General features: G+C 42.9%; 19 protein-coding genes. 18 read left to right on the top strand and 1 reads right to left on the bottom strand.

What is annotated here, in order from left to right; genetic code table 11:
• The first annotated feature begins 103 nt into the window (after positions 1-103).
• Both V7201_RS17465 and V7201_RS17460 read left to right on the top strand, forming a co-directional pair.
• Complete coding sequence (locus V7201_RS17465; protein ID WP_335378035.1) at positions 104-790, top strand: response regulator transcription factor; 687 nt, start codon at positions 104-106, stop codon at positions 788-790.
• Positions 774-2,189, top strand: a complete 1,416-nt coding sequence (locus tag V7201_RS17460; protein ID WP_335378034.1) for a sensor histidine kinase — start codon at positions 774-776, stop codon at positions 2,187-2,189. The genes V7201_RS17465 and V7201_RS17460 overlap by 17 nt, the downstream gene beginning before the upstream one ends.
• A gap of 45 nt (positions 2,190-2,234) precedes the next feature.
• Here V7201_RS17460 and V7201_RS17455 read toward each other — a convergent pair whose 3' ends face one another.
• Entirely contained in the window at positions 2,235-3,311 is a 1,077-nt protein-coding gene (locus tag V7201_RS17455; protein WP_335378033.1) for a UvrB/UvrC motif-containing protein, read from the bottom strand.
• 332 nt (positions 3,312-3,643) lie between these two features.
• On the opposite strand from V7201_RS17455, the gene proC reads away from it, so the two are divergent.
• The 16 genes from proC to V7201_RS17375 all read left to right on the top strand — a co-directional run bounded on the left by proC (position 3,644) and on the right by V7201_RS17375 (position 24,598).
• A complete protein-coding gene (proC, locus tag V7201_RS17450; RefSeq protein ID WP_335378032.1) occupies positions 3,644-4,492 on the top strand; it encodes a pyrroline-5-carboxylate reductase in 849 nt (282 codons plus the stop codon).
• A gap of 523 nt (positions 4,493-5,015) precedes the next feature.
• Positions 5,016-6,737: an ABC transporter ATP-binding protein gene (locus V7201_RS17445; protein WP_335378031.1), complete on the top strand. Its 1,722-nt coding sequence runs from the start codon at positions 5,016-5,018 to the stop codon at positions 6,735-6,737.
• Positions 6,738-6,813: 76 nt separating this feature from the next.
• The gene (locus V7201_RS17440) at positions 6,814-7,038 is read left to right on the top strand and encodes a hypothetical protein (protein ID WP_335378030.1); all 225 of its coding nucleotides are present in this window, start codon (positions 6,814-6,816) and stop codon (positions 7,036-7,038) included.
• A gap of 135 nt (positions 7,039-7,173) precedes the next feature.
• A complete protein-coding gene (locus V7201_RS17435; protein WP_335378029.1) occupies positions 7,174-7,554 on the top strand; it encodes a GntR family transcriptional regulator in 381 nt (126 codons plus the stop codon).
• A gap of 3 nt (positions 7,555-7,557) precedes the next feature.
• Positions 7,558-8,460, top strand: coding sequence for an ABC transporter ATP-binding protein (locus V7201_RS17430; protein WP_335378028.1), 903 nt, complete (start codon positions 7,558-7,560; stop codon positions 8,458-8,460).
• On the top strand, positions 8,438-9,187 hold the full coding sequence (locus V7201_RS17425; protein ID WP_335378027.1) for a hypothetical protein: 750 nt from the start codon (positions 8,438-8,440) through the stop codon (positions 9,185-9,187). Before V7201_RS17430 ends, V7201_RS17425 begins: the two co-directional genes overlap by 23 nt.
• A complete protein-coding gene (locus V7201_RS17420; RefSeq protein ID WP_335378026.1) occupies positions 9,184-9,873 on the top strand; it encodes a hypothetical protein in 690 nt (229 codons plus the stop codon). Before V7201_RS17425 ends, V7201_RS17420 begins: the two co-directional genes overlap by 4 nt.
• A 246-nt stretch (positions 9,874-10,119) precedes the next feature.
• The gene (locus V7201_RS17415) at positions 10,120-11,106 is read left to right on the top strand and encodes an ABC transporter permease (RefSeq protein WP_335378025.1); all 987 of its coding nucleotides are present in this window, start codon (positions 10,120-10,122) and stop codon (positions 11,104-11,106) included.
• Between the two features lie 14 nt (positions 11,107-11,120).
• Positions 11,121-12,020 (top strand): carbohydrate ABC transporter permease, encoded by a 900-nt coding sequence (locus V7201_RS17410; RefSeq protein ID WP_335378024.1) that lies wholly within the window; start codon positions 11,121-11,123, stop codon positions 12,018-12,020.
• A gap of 203 nt (positions 12,021-12,223) precedes the next feature.
• Complete coding sequence (locus tag V7201_RS17405; protein ID WP_438825076.1) at positions 12,224-13,867, top strand: extracellular solute-binding protein; 1,644 nt, start codon at positions 12,224-12,226, stop codon at positions 13,865-13,867.
• 166 nt (positions 13,868-14,033) lie between these two features.
• On the top strand, positions 14,034-15,896 hold the full coding sequence (locus V7201_RS17400; protein ID WP_335378022.1) for a sensor histidine kinase: 1,863 nt from the start codon (positions 14,034-14,036) through the stop codon (positions 15,894-15,896).
• Positions 15,889-17,394, top strand: a complete 1,506-nt coding sequence (locus tag V7201_RS17395; RefSeq protein WP_335378021.1) for a response regulator — start codon at positions 15,889-15,891, stop codon at positions 17,392-17,394. Before V7201_RS17400 ends, V7201_RS17395 begins: the two co-directional genes overlap by 8 nt.
• Positions 17,395-17,849: 455 nt before the next feature.
• Positions 17,850-18,677 (top strand): glycoside hydrolase family 16 protein, encoded by an 828-nt coding sequence (locus V7201_RS17390; RefSeq protein ID WP_335378020.1) that lies wholly within the window; start codon positions 17,850-17,852, stop codon positions 18,675-18,677.
• A gap of 22 nt (positions 18,678-18,699) precedes the next feature.
• On the top strand, positions 18,700-20,034 hold the full coding sequence (locus tag V7201_RS17385; RefSeq protein ID WP_335378019.1) for a GH1 family beta-glucosidase: 1,335 nt from the start codon (positions 18,700-18,702) through the stop codon (positions 20,032-20,034).
• Positions 20,003-23,248 (top strand): cellobiose phosphorylase, encoded by a 3,246-nt coding sequence (locus V7201_RS17380; protein WP_335378018.1) that lies wholly within the window; start codon positions 20,003-20,005, stop codon positions 23,246-23,248. Before V7201_RS17385 ends, V7201_RS17380 begins: the two co-directional genes overlap by 32 nt.
• A 21-nt stretch (positions 23,249-23,269) precedes the next feature.
• Positions 23,270-24,598, top strand: a complete 1,329-nt coding sequence (locus V7201_RS17375) for a glycoside hydrolase family 30 protein (RefSeq protein ID WP_335378017.1) — start codon at positions 23,270-23,272, stop codon at positions 24,596-24,598.
• Positions 24,599-24,658 lie beyond the last annotated feature (60 nt).

The raw sequence follows: 24,658 nt of genomic DNA, 5'->3' as shown, positions 1-24,658 counted from the left end.
TAAACTGGGGATTTTTCTTGTAAGATAAGAATAAGGTGCCATTTATAGTCGACTTTATCCACTATTAAGGCGGTTTAAAGCTTTTCGTGATGGAGGGGCAGCAATGAAGACCATATTAATTATTGAAGATGAACAAACAATTTCGAGGGTATTAGCTGTGTATCTAAAACATGAAGGCTATGAAGTGGTTCAGGCATTCGATGGACTGGAAGGGCTGCGGGCGTTTACAGAAAATGAGCCAAATCTCGTATTGCTGGATGTGATGCTTCCTGGAATGGATGGCTGGGATGTCCTGAAGGAGATTCGAAAAACGAGTTCTTGTCCGGTCATCATGCTGACTGCTCTCGGAGATATTGATTACCGGCTGAAGGGACTGAATCAAGGTGCGGACGATTATATTTCGAAGCCGTTTGTTGGGGAAGAAGTGGTTGCCAGAGTCAATGCCGTGCTTCGCCGCTCTTCGAATGTCCTGGATTCTGATCACACGAAACAGTTTGGCAGCTTGAAAATTAATTTGGATTCACATGTTGTCTCGATTGGTGGCGAACCCGTTGTTTTAACACCAAAAGATCTCAGTTTGCTAATATTTTTAGCAGAGAGACCGAATCGTACCTTTACGAGAGAAGATTTGATTGAAAATATATGGGGAATGGATTATGACGGCAGTGACCGGGCAGTGGATTTATCGGTGAAACGAATCCGCCAGTCGCTGTCAGCCTGGCCTGCATCTCAAGGCGAAATCCGGACGCTAAGAGGATTGGGGTATCAGTTCAGTGTTTACGAAAAGTAATAAGCAAACTTCTTTGCTGCGGTACTGGACAACACGGTACCTCTTCACACTAATTGCCGGACTAGCTCTTCTTGCGGCTGGTTCGATGTGGTGGATTAAACAGACCACACTGGAGAATCGCTTGAATTTAATGGAGTACCTGGCCGTCGAAACAGCAGATCGCGTTGCTCAATCTAATAATAATGATGATTTTGATCGTTTTGACCGAAGGCTTGAGGAGCGCGCAAAAATCCTTCAAATGGAAAATCAGCCTCAGCTTTACATTACGGATTTGGATGGGAATGTTTTAAACATTGGGCCATCACACCGTGGTCCAGGTGGCGGTCCCGGACGTAACTCTGGGCAAGTCCCTCAAGAGGTGTTTGAAAGGGAAGATACTGTACAGGAAATCGCGGTAAATGGTGTAGACGTTTACGCCGTAAAATCCCCTTTATCGCTTGATGACAGGCAATCCGGCTGGGTTGTCGTCATGCAAAGTAAAGCCGACCTGACGAACGTCGATCAAGAGTATCGGCTGTTGATTATTTTGCTGATAGGATTAGGCCTGCTTGGGTGGCTCGTCATCTATTTGCTTTCCAAAAAAATCCTGAAACCAATCCAGGACGTCGCACAGGCAGCAGCCAGGGTGAGAGAAGGTGATTACGATATCACTCTCGATACAGAGCATAACGAGCTTGAAATCTATCAATTGGTCACCTCATTCAAGGAAATGACCAACCGTCTCATCCAGCTTGAGCAAATGCGTGCAGAGTTATTGGCAGGTGTGACGCATGATTTGAAAACACCAGTTACTTCAATAAGCGGTCTGGTCCAGGCTGTCAGGGATGGGGTAGTGACAGGCGATGAGCGTCAGGAGTTTTTAGACATCACGCTAAAGGAAATCCAAAGACTGCAGACGATGATCGCTGACCTGCTTGATTTTAACTCATTAGCTGCCGGTGCTTTTACGATACGTACAGAAAACTGCAATATGAACAAACTTGTTCAGGAGATTGGCAGGCAATGGCAGGTAACACAAAATGAGCCTGTTAATTTGAACGTAATAACGCCAAATCATACCATCGATAAAATGACAGATCCGCTTCGTCTTCAGCAAATCATGATCAACTTATTGAATAACTCTTTTCAGGCAATAGATAAAAATGGATCCATATCCATCATTCTTTCTGATGAAGGCGTTGATATTAAAGATACGGGTTCAGGAATTCCAGAGGCAGAACAAGCTTATGTATTTGAACGATTCTTCCGAGGCGAAAAGAAGAAACTCAAAGTCAGAGGACTTGGTCTGGGACTCCCTTTTAGCAAAATGCTTGCCAGAGCTTTAGAAGCCGATCTGATTTTAAAAGAAAGCAGCTCAAAAGGAACGACATTTTCGATTGTTTGGGATAAAGAGAAATAAGAGGATTATAGAAGTAAAGGGCTGCAATCTTAACATTGCAGCCCTTTACGATTTAATATTCATTAACAACTGTTTAATCACATCGTCCAATTGAGCAAAATCCCTGGATTCAATCCAACGATCAGGAATGACGGTGAATTTTGCATTCGTGCTATTCAAATAACTAAATATGATTTGTGCTTCATCGAGGTTTTCCTTGCTGATGGACAAGGATTCTCTATGAGCATTCTCATGAAAATAAGTGAAAATGTTTACCTTAATCGTTTCAGAAAGCCGCTCCACATTTTCAAATGAGAATTTTTCACTGAAAATCATTTCATGGCCCTTAATTAAAAATAATTTTACCGAGCTGTCACTCAAGCGTTCGATGACTGCAATGTTTTTATTCGCCTCAGAAAAATGGATAACACTTTCCTTATATAATAGGATAGAGAACGACTTAATGTAATTCCTGTATTTAACTGCGTCTTCAAATCGAAATTCCTCGGAAGTCTGCTCCATTTTCCGCTTCAATTCCTCAAGAATTTCCATGTCTGTTCCTTGTAGCAAAGCTATGAACTGATCGACAATCGCATTGTACTGTTCAACAGCATCTCCACCCAAGCATAAGCCATTGCATTGCCCGATGGAGTAATTCAAGCAGGCAGAACCCTTCAGCGGATGAAGGCAATTGATATGAAAATACTCCTTCAAGTTCTCGATTGCTTTTTTTACGTAGATTGGGCTTGTATAGGGACCGAAATAAAGGGTATCGTCCCTTTCCGCTTTTTCAGTCGTAATGGAGATTTTCCGGTATGGTCCAGCAGTTTTAATCGCAATATAGGAATAAGCTAGGTGACTTTTCATTTTTTTGTTAAAATTAGGCTTTAATTCTTTGATAAGTTTGCATTCAAGCATGAATGCCTCAAATTCTGTATCAGTTTGGAAATAGTCAAATTCATGGATATTGGCTACCATCTTTTTGATCTTTTGCGGATGGGAAGCTGAATTGTGGAAATACGATTGAACCCTGAGCTTAAGTCTCTTCGCTTTTCCAACATAAATGACTGTGCCGTATTGATCTTTCATAAGATACACGCCTGGGGTTAGCGGAAGTTGTTTCACGGTTTCTTTTACATTCATCTTTTTTCCTTTCCTATCAGAATAAAAGTAGAATGACACGAATCTAGTATACCAATATCTCGTTTATTCGTAAGTTTAAAAGTCTCTTCCACTTATTTCAAGAATCGTAATTTCAACTCTCGTATTTCTTCATATTTTGGCGATATGAAGGATTAGCGCTGCTCACTGTAACGAAATGACAGTATAATTCCATATGTTATCGCTTTCACTCACTATCTCAGCCATATGCTTACGAATCATTGCCCAGCCCTTGAAAGTATTCTTGAGCATGTTACCATTAGTACCGTTGATAAAATGCGAACGGTGTACGAACAAATTTCTTTTCGAGGTGAATGCTCTTGTTGAAAAATAAAAAAGTTGCTTTTTTAGGTGCGGGGTCTATGGCTGAATCAATGATATCCGGCGTGGTCAAATCAGGGAAAATTCGCCCGGAAAACATTTTTGTTACAAATCAAAGCAATACTGCCAGACTGGAAAGACTGGAATCGAAGTATGGCATTAATGGTTTGCCACAAGCGGAAATGCCTTATCAGGATATAGATCTCTTTATTTTGGCGATGAAGCCAAAGGGAGCATCGGAAGCTCTTTTAGTTTTGAAGGATAAAATCACACCAAACCAGGTGGTCGTATCTGTCTTGGCCGGGATTTCTACAGATTTTATGGAAGAAAACCTGAATGCAGCCCAGCAGGTGATCCGGGTGATGCCAAATACTTCAAGCATGATTCAGGAGTCGGCCACAGCTATTTCACCAGGACGGAATACATCCGCGGCTAACCTCGAGGATGTGGAAGAACTGCTTAGCTGCATGGGTAAGGTATTCCTTATTGAAGAAGCCCAGATGGATATCTTCACAGGGTTAGCGGGAAGCGGCCCTGCTTATTTCTATTATTTGATGGAGCATATGGAACAGGTCGGCACGGAAAATGGCATGGACGAGAATATGGTCCGCGAGATTATCGCACAAACGATATTTGGCGCAGCGAAAATGATCATGGAAAAGGGCGAAAACCCTGCAGTCCTCAGAAAAAATGTGACCTCACCAAACGGAACGACAGCATCAGGACTGAATGCTTTAAGAAAATATAATGGCGGCCAGGCGATTACACAGGCTGTCAATCATGCTGCCAACCGGTCGAAAGAACTGAATAGAGAGCTTGAAGGAATTTTGGTTCATTCGTAAAAACAATCCTCCGGATCTTTATTGGTAGGTCAGACTGTAGACAACTCGATAATAAAATCGAGCTTGTTTACAGTCTTTCTTTTGGGTGGAGGGAGAAATGGAGCTAATGCCCTTATTGGATCCTATTTTTTCCAGTATTTGTTTATTTATGTAGCCAATAGCTCTTATTGGAGACCGCTTTTTCCAGTATTTGTTCATTCGGGTACCCAATAGGCTGTATTGGAGACCGTTTATTCCAATATTTGTTTAATTAGGTACCCAACAGGTCTTATTGGAGACTTCTTTTTCTATTATCTGTTAATTTGGGTATCCAATAGCTCGTATTGGAGACCGTTATTTCCAATTATTGTTTTATTGTGCAACCAAGCGACTTTATAGGCGGCACCTTTGGCTGCAATCTTATATCCTAATCATTATTAAGAGGTTTTTTAGTATGATTAATAGTATATTTTTACAGAATTATTGAAAAAGTGTAACTCCTTGGCATATAATCACTTGAAGAACGAAAAGGAGATATAGAAAAATGATTCGTAGATTTTTTACATACTATCGTCCTCATCGGCGGTTATTCATCATTGATTTTAGCAGTGCCGTCATTGTCGCACTGCTGGAGCTGGCGTTTCCACTTTCGGTCCAGTGGTTCATCGATACGCTTTTGCCAAGCGGGAACTGGAATATGATTGTTGGCGTGAGCATCGGTTTATTGTCACTTTATGTGCTGAGCACCTTTCTCCAGTTCATTGTCAACTACTGGGGGCATAAACTTGGGATTAACATTGAAACGGATATGAGGCAGCAGCTTTTCCAGCATGTCCAGAAGCAATCGTTCCGCTTTTTTGATAATACGAAGACGGGTCATATTATGAGCAGGATCACCAACGATTTGTTTGATTTAGGGGAACTTGCCCACCATGGTCCGGAGGATTTGTTTATCGCGGCGATGACTTTCGTGGGTGCGTTCTGGATCATGCTTACGATTAACGTCAAGCTGGCGCTGATTACGATGGTCATCGTGCCGTTTCTCATCTGGCTTATTACGTATACGAATCTGAAGATGAATGCTGCGTGGAAGAATATGTACAGTGATATTGCTGACGTCAATGCGAGAGTCGAAGACAGCGTCTCCGGGATCCGTGTCGTGCAGTCTTTTACGAATGAAGATTATGAGATTGAGAGATTCACAACGAATAACCGTAAGTTCCGCAGAGCGAAATTGACAGCATACAAGGTGATGTCATTCAGCGCCTCGAGCATCTATATGCTGACAAGATTGATGGTCCTTGTCGTTCTTGTGTATGGTGCGTGGCTAAGTTTCCGCGGCACATTGAGCTATGGGGAGCTGGTTGGCTTTGTCCTGTATGTCAATGTCCTGTTTAAACCGATTGATAAAATCAGTGCGATTCTTGAGCTTTATCCAAAAGGAATGGCGGGCTTTAAGAGATTCACTGAGCTGATGGACCAGGATCCGGACGTCGTCGATCGGGAGGATGCCATTGAGGTTGCTCATTTAAAAGGGAATATTGAATTCCGTGATGTTACCTTCAGCTATGATGATAAAAAGCCTGTCCTTGAAGGCATTGATTTGAAAATCAACCATGGAGATACAGTCGCGTTTGTCGGTCCATCGGGGGCTGGAAAGACGACGATTTGCTCGCTGATTCCGCGTTTCTACGATGTGAAAACCGGCGGAATTTTTATTGATGGAATGGATATTCGTGATATTACAAAGAAATCGCTGCGCTCCCAGATTGGAATCGTCCAGCAGGATGTGTTCCTGTTCACAGGCACGCTTCGCGAAAATATCGCTTATGGATCGCTCGGTGCTACTTTTGAAGAGATTGCGAGAGCTGCAAAGCAGGCCCACCTCGAAGATTTCATTGCTTCTTTGCCGGATGGCTATGAAACGCAAATCGGCGAACGTGGCCTGAAGCTCTCAGGCGGACAAAAACAAAGGATTGCGATTGCCCGGATGTTCCTGAAGAATCCGCCGATCCTCATTCTGGATGAAGCAACCTCAGCACTAGATACGGAGACTGAAAGAATCATTCAATGCGCGCTCGCCGATCTATCCAAAAACCGTACGACACTCGTCATTGCACACAGGCTTGCAACAATCCGAAGCGCTGACAAAATCGTCGTGGTAACGGAAGACGGCATTGCCGAAGAGGGAAGCCATGATGAGTTGATCGAACAGGGTGGCATCTTTGCCAATCTTCATAAAGTACAGTTTGAGACTTCTGTCTAAAAACCTGGTTTAATTTTCCTAGTAATTTGCTATGATAGTCCTATAGTCTAAAATAATCTTGCTGGGGTGATGTTCCATGACAGGAACGATAACAATTATCATGGTATTTTCTATACCACTTACCGCCATTGTTACAAGCCATTTCCGAAAAACAGCCAAGATCAAACACAACATGATAAAAGACGAAATCGAACTAGAAAAACTCAAACATGAAAACTTCCTGCTGGAAACAGAGAAAATGAGAATTGAATTGAACCAGATGACGCTTGAGAGCCCTCTGGAAAAAACAAAAATATTATAAACAGGAAATACCCCTTTTTGCTAGCGAAGGGGTATTTTTTATTTTTGGGTAAAAAACCCTTGTTAAATTATAGAAAATATTATATAGTACATTACAACAGTAATGTACTATGGAACTGTTGAAGGAGGTACGGGATTGATCCTTAATTCAGATAGCATGAAACCAATTTACATCCAAATAGCTGAGTGGCTGGAAACGGAGATCCTTAGCGAGAGTATCAAGATGGATGAGAAGGTGTATTCCCAATACCAGCTTGCGGAGATGCTGAACATCAATCCAGCGACAGCGGCAAAAGGGTTGAATATTTTAGCGGATGAAAACATCCTATATAAAAAGCGCGGTCTTGGGATGTTCGTATCCGCAGAAGCGAAGGAAATTATTACTGTGAAACGGAGGAATCAGACATTGAAGTCATTGGTGGCAGAATTGGTGAGAGAAGCTGAACACCTCCAGGTGACGGTAGAGGAATTGATTGCAATGATCCAGGAAGCGAAACGGGAACTAAAGGGGGAGTAAACGGTGAGTGTACTGGAGTTCAATATGGTAACTAAAGCATATGGAAAGAAAAAAGCCCTGGATGATCTTACTTTTTCACTGGGGGAAAATAAGATTACAGGCCTTATTGGCAGGAATGGTGCAGGAAAGACGACGATGCTGAAAATTGCAGCCGGTTTTATAAAGGAAACGTCAGGGGACGTCAGGGTGTTTGGCGAACATCCATTCAATAATTTAATGGTATCGGCGAATCTGATCATGATTGATAATGACATGAATTTGCCGGCGGCCCTGAACTTGGAGGAACTTCTCGAGACAGCAGCGTACTTTTACCCGAACTGGGACATGAAACTGGCCAGGAACCTGTCCGACTATTTTTCTCTCCACCCAAAGCAGACACATGCAGGGCTGTCAAAGGGAATGAAGAATACATTCAACGCGATTTTAGGATTGGCAGCACGCTGTCCTTTGACCATTTTCGATGAACCGACAAACGGAATGGATGCAGGAGTCAGGAAGGATTTTTACCGGGCCTTGCTAAAGGATTACATCGCCCATCCGCGGACGATCATCATCTCAAGCCATCATTTGAGTGAGGTCGAGGACATTCTGGAAGATATTTTACTTTTAAAGGATGGAAAACAATTTCTCCATATGCCTGTTGAAGAGCTGCGTGAGTATGCCGTAGTCGTCAGCGGGAAAGAAGAAGCCGTCAACCATTGGATTCGCGGCCATGAGGTATTCCATAAGAGCGAAGAAAGTTTCGGCCGGACGTTTGGAGTGATCCGGAATGAACTTTCCGATGACCAGATTGCGGCTGCGATAAAAAGCGGCCTGGAGTTCTCGACGATTTCAAATGAGGATCTCTGTCTGTACTTGACGAGCCAGGAGAAGGGTGGGATTGATGATGTATTTAACAAAGGTTAGTCTGTGGGATATTGTAAAAAAACAGTTCCGCTTCAAGCTGAAATCTTTTCGAGGTATGTTTACTTCACTGATGATCCTGCAGGTAATGGCCCTCCTGTTCTCTCTTGGCGGAGAAGGGGGAGGGGGCGGCGGCTCTGATACATTCAGCTACGATATGAAAAACTATTCGGGCAATATCATTATTGCTTTCATGATGATCTGGGCGTTCATTTCAGCCATCGTCGTCACCACTCAAGCCTATCGTTTTGATGATTACGCTTTTGTGTCCAACAGACTGAGCAGCCATTTAGCGAACATCCTGTTCCTCGGCTGGGCAAGTGTGATCGGCGGGGTTACATTTGTGCTTGCAAGTCAATCGTTAAAGCTGGCTATTTTTTTCCTGAAGGATCGGGAGTTCATCGTAAGCCAGCATTTGACAGTCCTGCAAATGGCTGAGGGTGCTGCTGCCACCGTCCTGTATCTGTTCTTATTCACCGCAATCGGATACCTGGTCGGTATGCTGGTCCAAAGGAGCAAGGTTTTTATGATCATTATTCCTGGGCTCCTTTTCGGCAGTTTGTTCCTAAATGTATTCCTGGCCAGTGAGTCAACTTTTGTGATTGATATCGGACAAATTTTTGTGAGAGAAACTTCCTTTCCGTTATTTGTGTTAAAAGTGCTGCTTGCTTCATCGTTTGCCTATGGAATATCGGCCTGGATCTCAAACAGCCTGGAGGTGAGAAAATGAGTGTAGTCTTTCTTTTATTCATTATCATCCTGCTGATGCTCAGTTTCGGAGGGATTTCCAATAAATTTTTTGGTGCGAGGTTCATGAGCGGAAACGGGACTACGAAAATTTTCGCGGCATACTTCATGATCCTGCTGGGGGCTGGAATTCTATCTCTAGTGGTATCGGTGGAGGACACCTTCGAAGGTGATCATCTGACTGATAAAGAAATAGAGGAACACGATAGGCTGAATAGCGATATTTATCCCACCCTTGAATCCGGAAAGATTGATGAAGCGGAAGGACTCATCAAAAAAGACTCCTGGGAATTTTCGCTCAAAGAACAGCTTTTAGACGTTAAGAATATGAATCAGAATGCACAAATCTTCATTGAGAAAGTAGATTCCCTTGAGGAGAAAGTACAAGTGACTCATTACTCCACTTTTTCCTATTTGGACAATATTGATATAACCGACCGTTTCCCATCACCCGAGATCAAACTGGCTGATGCAACTCTGAAAATATTTCCAACCGACCCTGTCGAAATCAAGCTGGTAAAGTTTTCGAATGCTTTTCCATTCACGCAGTTCTCCGAATATGGAGAGCAATCAAGCAATGGATACGGCATGATGCAAGGAATGGAATTCCTTTACATCCGGGTTCCTGCAGATATAGAAATCAGCGGTGACGGGCAAGTGATTAACTAACTAAACTGGAAACCCCTCTTCATGGAGGGGTTTTTTCTATTCTCCAAGGGATTTATGCACAGCTGCAATAGTTCCCTTTCCAACATGATTTTTGAAAACGATACCAATGCGATAGGATCAATATTTTCGGCTTTGAAAATAAACCTAAAAATTTGGTACCATAAGCAAAATTCAATGGCTTATAAATGCAAGCGCTTTTTTTTACTATAGAGATAGAAAGACAAGAGCAGCCAAGGTGGTGAAACAATGGAAGTCAAAATTCAGCAACCAGTCGAACAACAGGTGAATGGCCCCATTATTGAAACAAGCACGAAACGAGAAAAATTCAAAAAAATAAAAAAGACCATCATCAGTCAAAAGTATTTACAGTTCATGGCCCTGCTTGGGGTCGTGTGGATGTTCATCTTCAACTATGTCCCAATGTACGGATTAATCATTGCGTTCAAGGAATACAGCATCATCCGCAGCATTTCCGAAGCGCCATGGGTGGGACTTATGCAGTTCAAGGAATTCCTCCAGGATGAGAATTTCTGGATCGTCCTGAAAAATACGCTCGGAATCAGCTTGATTAAATTGGTCATTGGCTTTCCGCTACCAATCATATTCGCACTTATGCTTAATGAGCTAACTTCGATGAAGTTCAAGAAGGCAGTCCAGACGATTTCGTATTTGCCACACTTTATTTCCTGGGTTGTACTCGGAGGGATCCTGACTACGTGGCTTGCGGATATCGGTGTCATCAATGATATTTTGCTAGGTCTCGGGTTGATCAGTGAACGCACGAACTTCCTTGCTGAGCCTGATAACTTCTGGGCGATTGTCATTTTATCGGACATTTGGAAAGAGCTTGGCTGGTCAGCGATTATCTATCTTGCAGCCATTGCTGGTGTATCGCCAGAGCTTTATGAGTCATCAACGATTGATGGAGCAAGTCGCTTCCAAAAGATGTGGCATGTAACATTGCCATCGATTCGTCCAACGATTACGATTCTTTTCATTCTTGCTGTAAGCGGTGTCCTGAATTCAAATTTCGATCAGATCCTGATTCTCAGGAACTCTTTAAATGAAAGCGCTAGTAATGTAATTGACATCTATGTCTATCAGCTCGGATTGCAAAATGCCAGATATTCTTATGCAACAGCGGTTGGATTATTGAAAGCAATTATTGCCTTCATCCTGCTTCTATCAGCTAATAAGATTACGAAAAAATTGAACGGAACATCTTTATTCTAAGGGGGTGAGGATTCATGTTTAAGCTTTTTAAACGGAATCGGCGAACCACAAGTGAGTACATATTTGATAATGTTAACATTTTAATCATGATTTTTATCTGTGCCATTACCGTTTACCCAATCTGGTACGTTGTCGTCAATTCACTGAACGATGGTGTGGATGCAATGAGAGGCGGGATTTACTGGTGGCCGCGGGATTTCACCTTCGCAAACTACAAAGCTGTTTTTGAAACCCCTGGGATTGTCACATCTTTTGGCGTGACCGTTGCCAAAACGGTGATCGGAACCATCACACATGTATTCTTTACCGCGATGGTAGCTTATGCGATTTCAAGACGAGACCTTTACGGACGTAACTTCTATATGCTGGTTGGTATCATTACGATGTTTTTCAGCGGCGGGCTGATTCCTTACTTTCTATTAATCAGAGATTTAGGGTTGTTTGACAACTTCCTTGTCTATATCATTCCGACTATGTTCAACTTCTTCCATTTAATTATCTTTGTTTCATTCTTTAGAGAATTGCCAACTTCCCTGGAGGAAGCAGCAAAAATAGATGGTGCGAACGACTTCATGATTTTCATCAAAGTCATCATCCCGCTTTCGATGCCCGTTATCGCGACGATTGCATTGTTCCAGGGAGTGTATCAATGGAATGACTACTTTGCCGGAGTCATCTTTGTGAATAACCCGGATCTGCAGCCAATCCAAACGTATTTGTACAAAGTTGTAGCTGAATCCAGTTCCAATCAAATGATGACAAATGCGGCGGGAACAGTTGCGACGAAAACAGTAACTTCCCAATCTATTAAACTGGCAACCATGGTGGTCACTACGCTTCCAATCATGCTCGTGTATCCATTCCTGCAAAAGTACTTTGTAAAAGGAATGCTGATTGGTTCAGTTAAAGGCTGATCCATCATCAAATTAATTTAAATTTTCTTCATGGAAGAAATTTAAATAAATCGGCGTCATTATCAATCTTGAGCGCTACCCCTTAAATTGAGGGAAAGGCTGACATTTTCCAAAAAGCCTTTCCCATCCTTTTAAAGAAGTGTAAATTGATAATGGTGGCCCAAAAAACAAATAAGAGAGAGGGTCAAAATATGAGGAGAAACATGTTTTCAAAAGGTTTTTCAATGCTGCTTGTACTATCATTGATATTGGCATTATTTACAGGCTGTACGAGCAAGACAAATGAAAACGCTTCCGATGAGAAAAAAGACGACAAACCAAAAGCTACTGCTGACGCACCTGGCTGGCAGTCGAACAAGGAACCAATTACCTTCGACTGGTATGTGAACTTCTCTTGGTTCGCACATAAGTGGGGCGACGATGCTGTTTCAAAATATGTGACGGATAAAACTGGCGTTTCAATCAATTACATTTCTCCAGCAGGAAATGAAGCGGAGAAAATGAACACGATGATTGCATCTGGAAAACTGCCTGATTTCATCACATTAGGCTGGTGGGAAGATGCAGTTAAAAAGATGATTGAAGGAGAACTAGTCCTTCCATTGAATGAACTTGCTGACCAATATGATCCTTATTTCTTTAAAGTGGCAGATGGCGCTAAGCTTGAGTGGTATAAGCAAGAGGATGGCAACACTTACGGTTATCCTAACGCTTCTTCTTCACCAAAGGATTTTGACAAATATAAAGACCTTAAGCCTTCCAATCAGACATTCCTTGTAAGAAAAGATATGTATGAAGCGATTGGCAGCCCGGACATGAGCACACCAGAAGGATTCTTAAAGGCTCTTGAAGCTGCAAAAGAAAAATTCCCTGATGTCAACGGTGCACCGCTCATTCCGTTTGGATTGAATGAATTTACTGATGTAGGAAACACATCCCTTGAAGGCTACCTTCAGAACTTCCTTGCTATTCCAATGGAAAAGGACGGGAAAGTGTATGACCGCAGCCAGGATCCTGAATATCTTGCATGGTTAAAGACGTTCAGGCAGGCAAATGAAAAGGGCCTACTTGCAAAAGATATCTTCATCGACAAGCGTCCGCAAATGGAAGAGAAGATTTCACAGGGCCGATACTTCGCAATGCTTTACCAGCGCAGTGACCTTGCAGCACAGCAGCACGCATTGTATGCGAAAGATCCTAACTCCGTCTATATTGCTGTTGACGGACCAGCGAACTCCAAGGGAGATGGACCTGCTTTAGCAGGCGACAGCATCTCAGGCTGGACAGTTACATTGATTTCCAAAGATGTAAAAGATAAAGAAAGAGCGATCCAATTCCTTTCTTACCTGATCAGTGAAGAAGGCCAGATGGACCTTTACATGGGTAAAGAAGGCGAAACGTATGACATGGTGAACGGGAAGCCAGAATTCAAACCAGAAGTATTGGATCTATTGAATAAGGACCGTGCTGCTTTTGACCAGAAGTATGGTGCTTCATTCAAATATTGGATGCTAATGGATACAAACATGAGCCTTGCGTGGGCACCACCTGCGTCTGAACCATTCAAGCAAATGGAAGACTGGACAAAAGGAAAGACAGTCAGCTACGCCGAGTTTGATGGCATCAGCCCGACTGGAACTTCTGCAGAAGGCGTTGCAGCAAGCAAGATCGCGCAGGAATGGGGCAAAACGCTTCCGAAGCTGCTGCTTGCAAAATCCGATAAAGAATTCGATAAAACCTTCAAGGATTTCTTGAAGAAGCGTGATTCTTATGGCTACGATAAAGTAGAAGAGTATCAGCAAAAGGTGTATGAATTAAACAAGAAGAAACTAGATTCAGCAAAATAAACCTTTCATCAGACTGTCCCTTTTAAAATTTTTTTAAAAGGGGCGGTCTATTCCTGTTATTGGCGGATTGAATAATTGTTCATACTTTCGTAACACTTCCCCTATTTTTAAAAAGCAAAAAAATTTATACTGTTGGTATCCTGAAAAAATGATGGAAGTGAGAAACATGATAATGCCAGAGACACTGAAAAAGCTTTCTGACGGATTAAACCGACTTTCCCTGCAGCAAAAACTAATTGGACTTTATATCATCATTATCATAATCCCGATTATCATCTCCACGATCATTTATTCCAGGGATGTTTACGACAGGGCCATACACGAAATCAGCACCAAAAATGAAAATGCACTCGAAATCGAACAGGTGCATATCAAAAACAACATCGAATCTATGAGACGGACAGCCCAAATGGTTGTTTCTGATATGGAATTCCTTGAATTTGTGAAAACAAGGAATGAAGCAAATGTTAATCAGCTCATCGATTTTAGGATGAACGAACTCTCCAATATCACCAGATTGCAGGCGAACAATCCTGCGATCGAAAATATACGAGTGTATACCACGAATCCCTATATTACTGAAATGTGGCCGATTCTGTTCAGAGAGCAGCGAATCATGAAAAAGCCGTGGAGAGATGAGGTGGTCAGCCGGAATGGAATGGAGCTCTGGTGGTTTGATCAGCAGACTGAAGATGTGCTTGAAAGGCTGCCATCACAAAACACATCAAAGATTTCGCTGCTGAGGGAACTCGATTTTCCCAAGGATGAACATTTGGGCATCATTGAAATCAATATGTTTCTGAAGAACTTCTTCCCTAAGATGTTTGGGCCGAAGAATGACCCTGATTCTGTCTATGTGGTCCTGGACAAGGATATGAACATGATCAGAAATCATCATGATACTTTTTTTGAAGATAAAGGAATCGATCCTGAAGCGCTGATCCGCGATTTCAGCAAGTCTAAAAAGGAAGGCACTGGAAGCTTTCAATTTGAAAATAAGGGCACTCCTTATCTTGTTACCACTGCCAAAATTGAGGATTTGGAAGCTTACATGCTGAATGTAATTTCTCTTGAAGGTCTATATGCAGAGACAGCCAAGACGAGGAATATCATCCTGAGCGGTATCATCTTCCTTGTCATCGTTCTTTCCTTGTTCACCTATGTCCTGATTTCCTTGCTGCTTAAAAGGATGTATAAGCTGAAAGATTCAATGGCACGGGTAGAAAAAGGCGACTTTGCCTTTGATGTGGATGTCAGCGGATATGATGAAATTGCTGAATTCGGTTACCATTTTAAAAGCATGCTCGGAAAAATAAACAATCTGATTGCAGATGCTGTCAATAAACAGGCCGCCGCTAAAGAAACAGAATTAAAAGCGCTAAAAACACAAATTGATTCTCATTTTTTATATAACACACTTGAGAATATCAAGATGATGGCTGAAATCGAAGGGAAATACGAGATTTCCGATGCGGTCACCTCCCTGGGAGAAATGATGCGCTATAACCTCAGGTGGAAAAACGATTTCGTTGTCCTAGAAGAAGAGCTGAACTATATCAGAAACTATATTGATATAATGAATCTCCGGCTAGATGGTTTGCTTGAATTAAATATCGATGTGGATAAAGATCTGCTTGACCAGGAAGTTTTGAAAATGTCTCTGCAGCCAATTGTAGAGAATGCGATTAAACACGGGATCATTCCGAAAAATCTTTCAAGCAATGGCGTCCTCAAAGTAAGCGCCAGGTATTTAGATGAGTCGGTCATCATTGAAATCACCGATAATGGGGTTGGGATGTCAGCAGCTCAAAGTGAATTGCTGAATGCAAGCATCCAAGCCGGTCAAACAATTGAAACAGCTTCTGTCAACAACGGCAATGGGATTGGGATTGTGAATGTGAATGAAAGGATTAAACTTTACTATGGTGATGGATATGGCATATCTGTAACGAGTGTTGAAGGAGAATTCACGATGGTCACGGTAACAATGCCTTGCAAACTATTGAGGGGAGGCAGCCAGAATGTATAAAATCCTTATTGCGGACGATGAAAAGAATATCCGCCTTGGGATACAGGCGATGATCAAAAGGGAGTACCCTGCATACGAAACCTTTATTGCAGCAGACGGCATGGAAGCCCTAGCAAGTATAAAGCAATTAAAACCCGATATCTTGATTACCGATATAAAAATGCCGCATCTTGATGGGATTCAGCTGATCAAGGAACTTGAAAATATGGATAAAAAGCCTGCGCTCATCATCTTGAGCGGCTATGACGATTTTGCCTATGCGAAAGAAGCCATCAGGCATAAGGTAAAGGATTATTTGCTTAAGCCGGTGAACCGGGGAGAGCTTTTCAAGACATTGGATACAATCACTGAAGAGCTCGAATCCCTTAATCAAATGTCAAATGAGCATATGAATGATTACCGCGCCAGCCAGCTGAATTACATATTGCTCAATCCAAATCTGCTAAAAGAGGATTTGGTCCAGCTTTTTAATAAAATGCAGATTGATTCCTATTCGGAAGGTTATTATGTAGGGATCATTGATCAGGAAGGTGAACTAGCAGGGGAAGATTTTCTAAATAAAATCAATCAGCTGCTCCCGACAGATTCAAGTAACCTTTCATTTCTCGATAAAGATAATCGGGCCGTCATCATTTCTCCAGACAGTCAGGTGTTTTCACACTTAAAGGAGCAATTCGGAAGAGACAGGTATTTTGCATTTGCAATAGGGATCAGTGAAAAAGCTGAGGATATTAACGAATTGAAGACGTTTTACCAGCAGGCAGAGAATGCTTTAAAATATCATTTTTTATATCCTCGATGCCAAGTCATTTTTTACGAGAAAATTAAAGAAAAACAAGACTCCGCCTCCATGCCAAGCGAGTTAATCAATAAAATCGCCAATATGCTTGGTACAGAGCGCGAAAAGGAAATAAAGTCATACCTGCTGCAAGTGGTGGACTTTGATGTGATTTCCAACAGCAGCATAAGCTATCTCGAAAATCTTAATCAAGAAATCAATGAAATTATCTTTAAAGGTTTTTTTGCCAGGCTGGGAGAGGAATCGCTTGAAACATTCAAGCTTTTGAATAAGATAGGCGATATCTACAATTTCCCTAACTTTCATGAGTATGTCCGCGCACTTGAGGATCTGCTGATGAGGATTCATGAATACAACAAACAGATGAAATCGGTTTACTCCGAACAAAAATATATGGACCGGGCCATCATCTATATCAGGGAAAATTATCATAAGGATCTGAACCTGGCTGTCGTTTCAAATTACATTTCGCTGAACTATTCCTATTTTAGCCACATGTTCAAGGAATACACAGGCCAGAACTTCGTTGATTACCTGAAAATGGTCAGAATCGAAGGAGCAAGACGCTTACTGAAGGAAACTGATTATAAGGTATTCGAAATCAGTGAGATGGTAGGCTATAAGAATCCGAAGCAATTTGCCAGGGTGTTCAGGGAAATTGAAGGGATTTCGCCTAAGGAGTATAGGGAGATGAATTAATGGATGGGGTAGAAGCCCATCTAGTTTGTCGACAAAGATACAGACACAAACCTTTTATTAAAAACCTGTTGATTGGAGTGGAAGGCGCGCAGACTCCTGCGGGAGCAGCGGCCAAGGTGAGACCCCGCAGGATCAAAGCGACGAGGAGGCTCATCTGACGCCCCGCAGAAAGCGAAGCGCCTGGAACGGAAATCAACAGACTGGGAAGTAGCAGAGAATAAAGTAAAAAACAGCAGACAAACTAAATCTTCATCGAGATAGTCTACAAAAAAGGATGGACATAAGAGCCCATCCTTTTTTATTTTCCACGATAAGAATTCCATATTATTTCGCAAGTCCTAAAATATCAGCACCCTATTCAAAATTCTCTATCTCAAGAAGTTCTCCCGGCAACGGTAAAATAAGAGGTAATCATATGTTTCTAACGATTCTGCTTTAAGAAAGGAGATGTTCAGATGAGGCCAATCGATAAGGCAGACAAAATTCAAGATTCTTTAAACAATGAAATGATTACGCTTTCAAAATATGAAAGCTCAAAAGAATGGGAATTGATTTGGGAGGATTCTTTTACGGAACCTGAGATCGATTCTGGCAAGTGGAATTTTGTTGAGGGCGGTTGGGGATTCGGAAATGAAGAATCCCAGTATTACACGGCACGCCACGAAAACGCGAGAATCGAGAATAACATGCTCGTTCTGGAAGCTAGACAGGAAGAGTATGAGGGTATGGCTTACACTTCTGCTAAATTGACGACTAAGGGCAAAGCGGCCTGGAAATATGGACGCTTCTCGATTCGGGCTAAATTGCCAGAGGGACAAGGAATTTGGCCAGCGATCTGGATGATGCCTGAAGACATGGAGCGGTATACCGGCTGGCCTGCCTGCGGAGAAATTGACATTATGGAGCAGATTGGACATGAACCTGATACGGTTTATGGAACGCTGCATTATGGCGTCCCGCACACCTATACCGGGGAAAGTTACAAGCTCCCTGAAAACGAAAAATTCTCAGATGGTTTTCATGTTTTTACATTAGATTGGGAGCCTGGGGAGTTCAGATGGTATGTCGATGGAGTCCTCTTTGCCCGTCAAAATGAATGGTTCAGCAAATCGATTGGAACTGAAGTGGAACAGACTGGGTTTGCTCCATTTGACCGGGAATTTTTCATGCAGTTCAATCTCGCTGTTGGAGGGAAATGGCCGGGGTATCCTAATGAAACAACCCAATTCCCACAACGTATGACCATTGATTATATAAAAGTTTATAAGAAAACAGATAAATAGATTAGGTTGAGGTGAGTATCATATGAACAGATTTTCAAAGGATTTTATATTCGGAACAGCAACTTCTTCTTACCAAATTGAAGGCGCTTACCAGGAAGATGGCAGGACGATGTCCATATGGGATGATTTTTCGCGTACGCCAGGCAAGGTCTTCAATATGGATAACGGAGATGTCGCATGTGATCACTATCATCTGTATGAAAAAGATATCGAAGTGCTGAAAACGCTTGGAGTGGATTCTTACCGATTCTCAATCGCGTGGCCAAGGATTTTTCCAGAGAAAGGCAAGTACAATCAGGCCGGAATGGACTTTTACAAAAATTTAATCAAACGTTTGATTGAAAATGGCATCAAGCCTGCTGTTACGCTCTATCATTGGGATTTGCCGATGTGGGCACATGAACAGAGCGGCTGGACAAATCGGGAATCTGTTAACTGGTTCCTTGAGTATGCAGAAAAATGCTTCGAAGAACTGGATGAACAGGTGGACATGTGGATTACCCATAATGAGCCATGGTGCGCGGGTTTTCTCGGCTATCACCTCGGAATTCATGCACCAGGACATACAAATATGGAAGAGGCTTTAAAGGCAGTCCATCATATTCTTCTTTCCCATGGGGAAGCTGTTGACCTGTTAAAAGGTAAATTCAAGTCATCCACACCAATCGGCATTACGTTGAATTTATCACCAATGTATCCTGCCTCGAGCTCTGCCAATGATCAATTGGCTGCCAATAATGCGGACGGGTATACGAATCGGTGGTTCCTTGATCCTGTTTTAAAAGGGCTTTATCCTGTCGACATGATGAATTTATTCTCTAAATATGTTCATTCCTATGATTTTATCCAAGAAGGTGACTTGGAGAAGATTTCGATCGACTGTGATTTCTTTGGAATCAACTTTTACAACCGTAGTTTAATAGAATTCCATGCAGCGTCTGATTTCCTGTTCAGGAATGCGTATTCAGATTACCCTAAGACGGGAATGGGCTGGGATATTTCGCCGGAAGAATTCAAAGATTTGATTCGCCGACTGAGAGAAGAGTATACGAGACTGCCAATCTATATAACTGAAAATGGTGCTGCGTTTGATGATCACGTTTCGGATGATCACAGAGTACATGACGTCGAGCGCCAGGATTACGTAGAGAAGCATATCCGAGCTGTTGCACAGCTGAATGAAGAGGGCATGGACATCGCCGGATATTACTTATGGTCGCTTCTTGATAATTTTGAATGGGCGTTTGGGTACGATAAGCGCTTTGGGATTACTTATGTTGATTTTGAAACACAGGAAAGAATTCTTAAGGATAGTGGACATCGCTATGCTGAAATCATCAGGAACCGTTCAATCTAAATCCAATAGCTTCGGAGTGAGAATGATGGAAAAATATCGTATCGACGATCAGCAATATTTTGTAATAGAGCAGTTCGATCAGGCTAAAACCTTTTCGAGCTTCCTGCCAGGACTTGCAGGATTATACGGCATCCCGGTCTGGTCCTTTTATGTGAATCGAGGTCAGGGAATGGTGAGTTTTGGCGTTCAGGATAAAAACCATGCCATTACAGAATTCTTCCCTGCGAACCAGGCATACCAGCGTGTGTCCACGAATGGTTTCCGTACCTTCATAAAGTTGTCTGGAGAGAATGGCAGCACTGTTTTTGAACCGTTTTCGGCTTATGGCGGCACGAAGAACTCTACGAGGAACATGTATATAAAAGAGAATGAGTTGAAAATTGAAGAGGTTAACCACCAATATGGGATCAAAACGCTGGTTACCTATTTTACGCTGCCTAATGAGAATTTTGGTGCGTTGGTCAGGAAGGTGGAAATCGAGAATCTTTCAGGCAGTGCACTGGAATTGGAAATCCTTGACGGGCTTCCGGCGATCATCCCTTTTGGCATTGATGACGCTGCCTACAAAGCAGTCGGGAACACACTGAAAAGCTGGATGGATGTCTTCAACCTTGAAAACAGGATTCCATACTACCGTGTCCGTTCTTCCACGAATGATTCGGCAGAAGTCGAAGAGGTTTCTAAGGGCCATTTTTACATGAGCTTTTCCGAGGATGGCCAGTTGCTTTCCCCTATTGTCGATGCTGATTTAATATTTGGATTCAACAGCTCGCTTTCTTATCCGAACGAGTTTGAAGGAAAATCGATTCAGGAACTAACAGCTGCTGAGCCGGTTACATCCAATAAGGTACCGTGCGGTTTTTCTGCCTTAGGGCAACACCTTGAGGATGGTGGGAAAATCACATTTCAAACCTTGATCGGCCATGTCAAGGATATCGAGATCATGAATAAGAAAGCAGCGGAAATTACCGAGGCTGGCTATATTGAACGCAAGTATCAGGAAAGTCAGAGTCTTGTATCAGCCATTACGGACGACGCCCTGACAAAAACGGGTTCTCCGCTCTTCGACGCTTACGTGAAACAGAGCTACCTGGATAATGTGCTGCGCGGGGGCTATCCAATTTCATTGGAGACAGATGATGAACCGTATATCTATTATGTTTTTTCCCGTAAACACGGTGACCTGGAAAGAGACTATAACTTCTTTTCGCTTGCTCCTGAGTTTTTCTCGCAGGGGAACGGGAACTTCCGCGATGTGAACCAGAATCGCCGCAATGATGTCTTTTTCCATCCGGAAACCGGGGATTATAACATCAAGCTATTCATGAGCCTGATTCAGGCAGATGGCTATAACCCTCTCGTTGTCAAAGGGGCAAGCTTTGAACTGACAGATAAGGCAGAGTGGGGCTGGCTGGATGAATTGGTTGCCGATTCCGCTGATGCTGATTACATGAAGAAAAAGCTTGCAGGAACGTATACACCAGGAGATTTGCTCCAAAGTATGTCAGACAGGGATATCAAGATGAAGATCACGCTCCCTGAATTCCTGAAAAAAGTTCTGTCCCGAAGCAGCCAAAATAACGAAGCAGAATTCGGCGAAGGCTACTGGATGGACCACTGGACGTACAATCTTGACTTGATTGAAAACTATCTTAAGGTCTTCCCGGAAAACAAGCAGCATCTGCTGTTCGAGGATCAGGGTTACAAATATTTTTACAGCCCGGTCGTGGTGAATCCGCGTTCAGAGAAATATGTCCTTGTTGATGGGAAGGTCCGTCAGTATGAAGCGATTACGGAGCTGGGACATCAAAGTGGGTCTGAATGGTTGAAGAAGCCAGATGGCGAATTTTATACTTCCAGCTTGTACAGCAAGCTTTTCATGCTGGCAATGATTAAATTCACCACCCTGGATCCCTATGGAATGGGTGTGGAGATGGAAGCGAACAAGCCGGGCTGGAACGATTCCATGAACGGACTGCCAGGATTGTTTGGTTCAGCAATGAGCGAAACGCTTGAACTGAAGCGTCTGCTTGAGTTTGTTACAACTTCTGGACAGGAGTCTGAGGTGGAGGTTTCCCTTCCGGCTGAGGTCAATTCATTGCTAGATTCTGTAAAAGAGAATCTCAAACAGTATGAAATTGGTGAAATAGATGATTTCAGCTATTGGAACCAGGTTGCAGCTGCCCGGGAGCACTATCGCGAAAAGGTTAGAAATGGCTTTGCTGGCGCAGAAGTGAAGGTTTCTCTTCAAGAGCTTGCTGATGCTGGAGCTAAAATGCTCGAAAAAACGAAAGCAGGGATTGCTCGTGCCACTCAGATTGGCAACGGACTTATCCCAACGTATTTTGCTTTTGAAGCAGTGAAGTGGGAAAAGCTCACTGAGGAAAGCGGAGAAGAGAGAACAAATAAAAAAGGACTTCCGCTAGTAAAGGTGCACTCATTTGAAGTTTCGATGCTGCCACACTTCCTCGAGGGACCAGCAAGAGAGTTGAAGACTGCCGACCAGGAAACAGCACAGTCCATTTATCAGCATGTCAGGAACTCTGAAATTTTCGATCCAAAACTGAAAATGTACAAAACTTCGGGGTCTCTGGAAGAGCAAACCTTTGAAATCGGGCGTGCGAGAGCCTTTACACCAGGCTGGCTTGAACGGGAATCGATTTTCATGCATATGGAATTCAAATATCTGCTCAGCGTCCTGAAGTCGGGCTTGTATGATGAATTCTTTGAGGATTTGAATCATGCCCTGCCTCCATTCATGGATCCAGGTGTATATGGAAGAAGTGTCCTTGAAAACTCATCCTTCATTGCTAGCAGTGTCAATCCTGATTCGGCAGTTCATGGACAGGGATTTGTGGCCAGGTTGAGCGGAACGACAGCCGAGTTCTTAAGTATCCTGCAATTAATGATGATCGGGAAAGAAGCCTTTGCCGTAAAAAATGATGCATTGACCTTAAAGTTGCAGCCTATTTTACCAGCATGGCTTTTTGATGACAAAGGCCATGTCCAGTTCACATTATTAGGCAAGACAGAAGTCACTTACCATAACCCTGACCGCAAGAACACATATGGCGAGGACGGTGCAAAGACGGTGAAGTATGTCTTGCACAGTGATGGCAGCCAGGTTGAAATCCAGGGAGAAAGAATCCAAGGATCATATGCGAAAAAAGTGCGCGACGGTCTCGTTGAGAGAATCGAAGTTTATTTAGATTAAGAGAATGTGGGGTGCCGGTCTATGGAAATGAAAATTATACAAACCGCCAAAAATACAGGCGAACGATTTGCGGAAAAAGAGAAGATTCCAGCTGTAGTCAGCGCTGAAGTCGAGCTGAAGCTTCAACCAGAAAAGAAGTATCAAAACTTCATTGGTTTTGGGGGAGCTTTCACAGAAGCAGCTGCCTATACCCTTGCCCAAATCTCGGAAGAAGATCGCGCAAGAGTAATAGAAAGCTATTTTAATCCTGAAACAGGACTTGGCTACAGCCTTGGTAGAACACATATCCATAGCTGTGATTTTGCTCTGGAGAACTACACATATGTGGAAGAAAATGATACAGAACTGAAGACTTTTTCCATTGAGCGTGAAAAGAAATACGTACTGCCGCTCATAAAGGATGCTGTGAAAGCAAGGGGAGAAGAATTAACGATCCTCTCCTCTCCATGGAGTCCTCCGGCATGGATGAAAACGAATAATGAAATGAATCATGGCGGGAAACTTAAGCCTGAATTCAATGATACATGGGCCTTGTACTATACAAAATACATCAAGGCGATGGAGTCAGAAGGAATCCCAATCTGGGGAATCACGGTCCAAAATGAGCCAGAAGCCACACAGGTTTGGGATTCCTGCAGATACACAGCAGAAGAGGAACGCGATTTTGTCAAAAACCATTTAGGCCCTGTCATGGAAAAAGAAGGGCTCGAGGACAAAAAAATCATCATCTGGGACCATAACCGGGATATCGCCTATGAGCGAGCAGAAACGATTTTATCTGATCCTGAAGCTTCTAAATATATTTGGGGAACAGGCATCCACTGGTATGTGTCCGAGGAGTTCGAGAACTTGAGCAAAATCCATGATGCGTTCCCGGAAAAGCACCTCATTTTTACCGAAGGATGCATTGAAGGCGGAGTGCGATTAGGCGCTTGGCATACAGGAGAACGCTATGCGCGAAACATCATGGGCGATATCAACAATTGGCTGGAAGGGTGGATCGATTGGAACATCGTCCTGAACGAACAGGGTGGCCCGAATCATGTCGGCAATTACTGCGATGCACCGGTCATTGTCGATACTAAGACAGGCGAGGTTCACTACAACAGCTCCTACTTCTATATTGGCCACTTCAGCAAATACATCAAGCCAAACGCCGTCAGGATCGGACATGAACTAGAACATGAGACATTGAAGTCCGTCACTTTTGAGAATGAGGATGGCAGCATCGTCGCGGTCGTGATGAATGACGGAGAACAAGCCGAAACGATCACGATTTCGCTAGGTGGAGAAAGCACAACATCAGTTTTACCGGAACATTCTATCACCACCTTCATTGTAAACAACTAATGATATTCAACTGACAAGTAAACGGCACCGCCTCCATGTGATTTCAAAATCGTTTTATTT

Source organism: Bacillus sp. JJ1122 (assembly GCF_036964885.1).
Lineage (GTDB): Bacteria > Bacillota > Bacilli > Bacillales > Cytobacillaceae > Mesobacillus.
Note: the sequence above shows the minus strand (reverse complement) of the source record. Positions and strands in the feature narration are given on the sequence as shown.

Coding starts and splice junctions, on each gene's coding strand:
- proC (WP_335378032.1), top strand. CDS start 3,644: ATGCTCTTGTTGAAAAATAAAAAAGTTGCTTTTTTAGGTGCGGGGTCT.
- V7201_RS17380 (WP_335378018.1), top strand. CDS start 20,003: ATGCTGAAATCATCAGGAACCGTTCAATCTAAATCCAATAGCTTCGGA.
- V7201_RS17440 (WP_335378030.1), top strand. CDS start 6,814: ATGACAGGAACGATAACAATTATCATGGTATTTTCTATACCACTTACC.
- V7201_RS17395 (WP_335378021.1), top strand. CDS start 15,889: ATGTATAAAATCCTTATTGCGGACGATGAAAAGAATATCCGCCTTGGG.
- V7201_RS17425 (WP_335378027.1), top strand. CDS start 8,438: ATGATGTATTTAACAAAGGTTAGTCTGTGGGATATTGTAAAAAAACAG.
- V7201_RS17465 (WP_335378035.1), top strand. CDS start 104: ATGAAGACCATATTAATTATTGAAGATGAACAAACAATTTCGAGGGTA.
- V7201_RS17385 (WP_335378019.1), top strand. CDS start 18,700: ATGAACAGATTTTCAAAGGATTTTATATTCGGAACAGCAACTTCTTCT.
- V7201_RS17410 (WP_335378024.1), top strand. CDS start 11,121: ATGTTTAAGCTTTTTAAACGGAATCGGCGAACCACAAGTGAGTACATA.
- V7201_RS17375 (WP_335378017.1), top strand. CDS start 23,270: ATGGAAATGAAAATTATACAAACCGCCAAAAATACAGGCGAACGATTT.
- V7201_RS17445 (WP_335378031.1), top strand. CDS start 5,016: ATGATTCGTAGATTTTTTACATACTATCGTCCTCATCGGCGGTTATTC.
- V7201_RS17420 (WP_335378026.1), top strand. CDS start 9,184: ATGAGTGTAGTCTTTCTTTTATTCATTATCATCCTGCTGATGCTCAGT.
- V7201_RS17455 (WP_335378033.1), bottom strand. CDS start 3,311: ATGAATGTAAAAGAAACCGTGAAACAACTTCCGCTAACCCCAGGCGTG.
- V7201_RS17405 (WP_438825076.1), top strand. CDS start 12,224: ATGTTTTCAAAAGGTTTTTCAATGCTGCTTGTACTATCATTGATATTG.
- V7201_RS17390 (WP_335378020.1), top strand. CDS start 17,850: ATGAGGCCAATCGATAAGGCAGACAAAATTCAAGATTCTTTAAACAAT.
- V7201_RS17415 (WP_335378025.1), top strand. CDS start 10,120: ATGGAAGTCAAAATTCAGCAACCAGTCGAACAACAGGTGAATGGCCCC.
- V7201_RS17400 (WP_335378022.1), top strand. CDS start 14,034: ATGATAATGCCAGAGACACTGAAAAAGCTTTCTGACGGATTAAACCGA.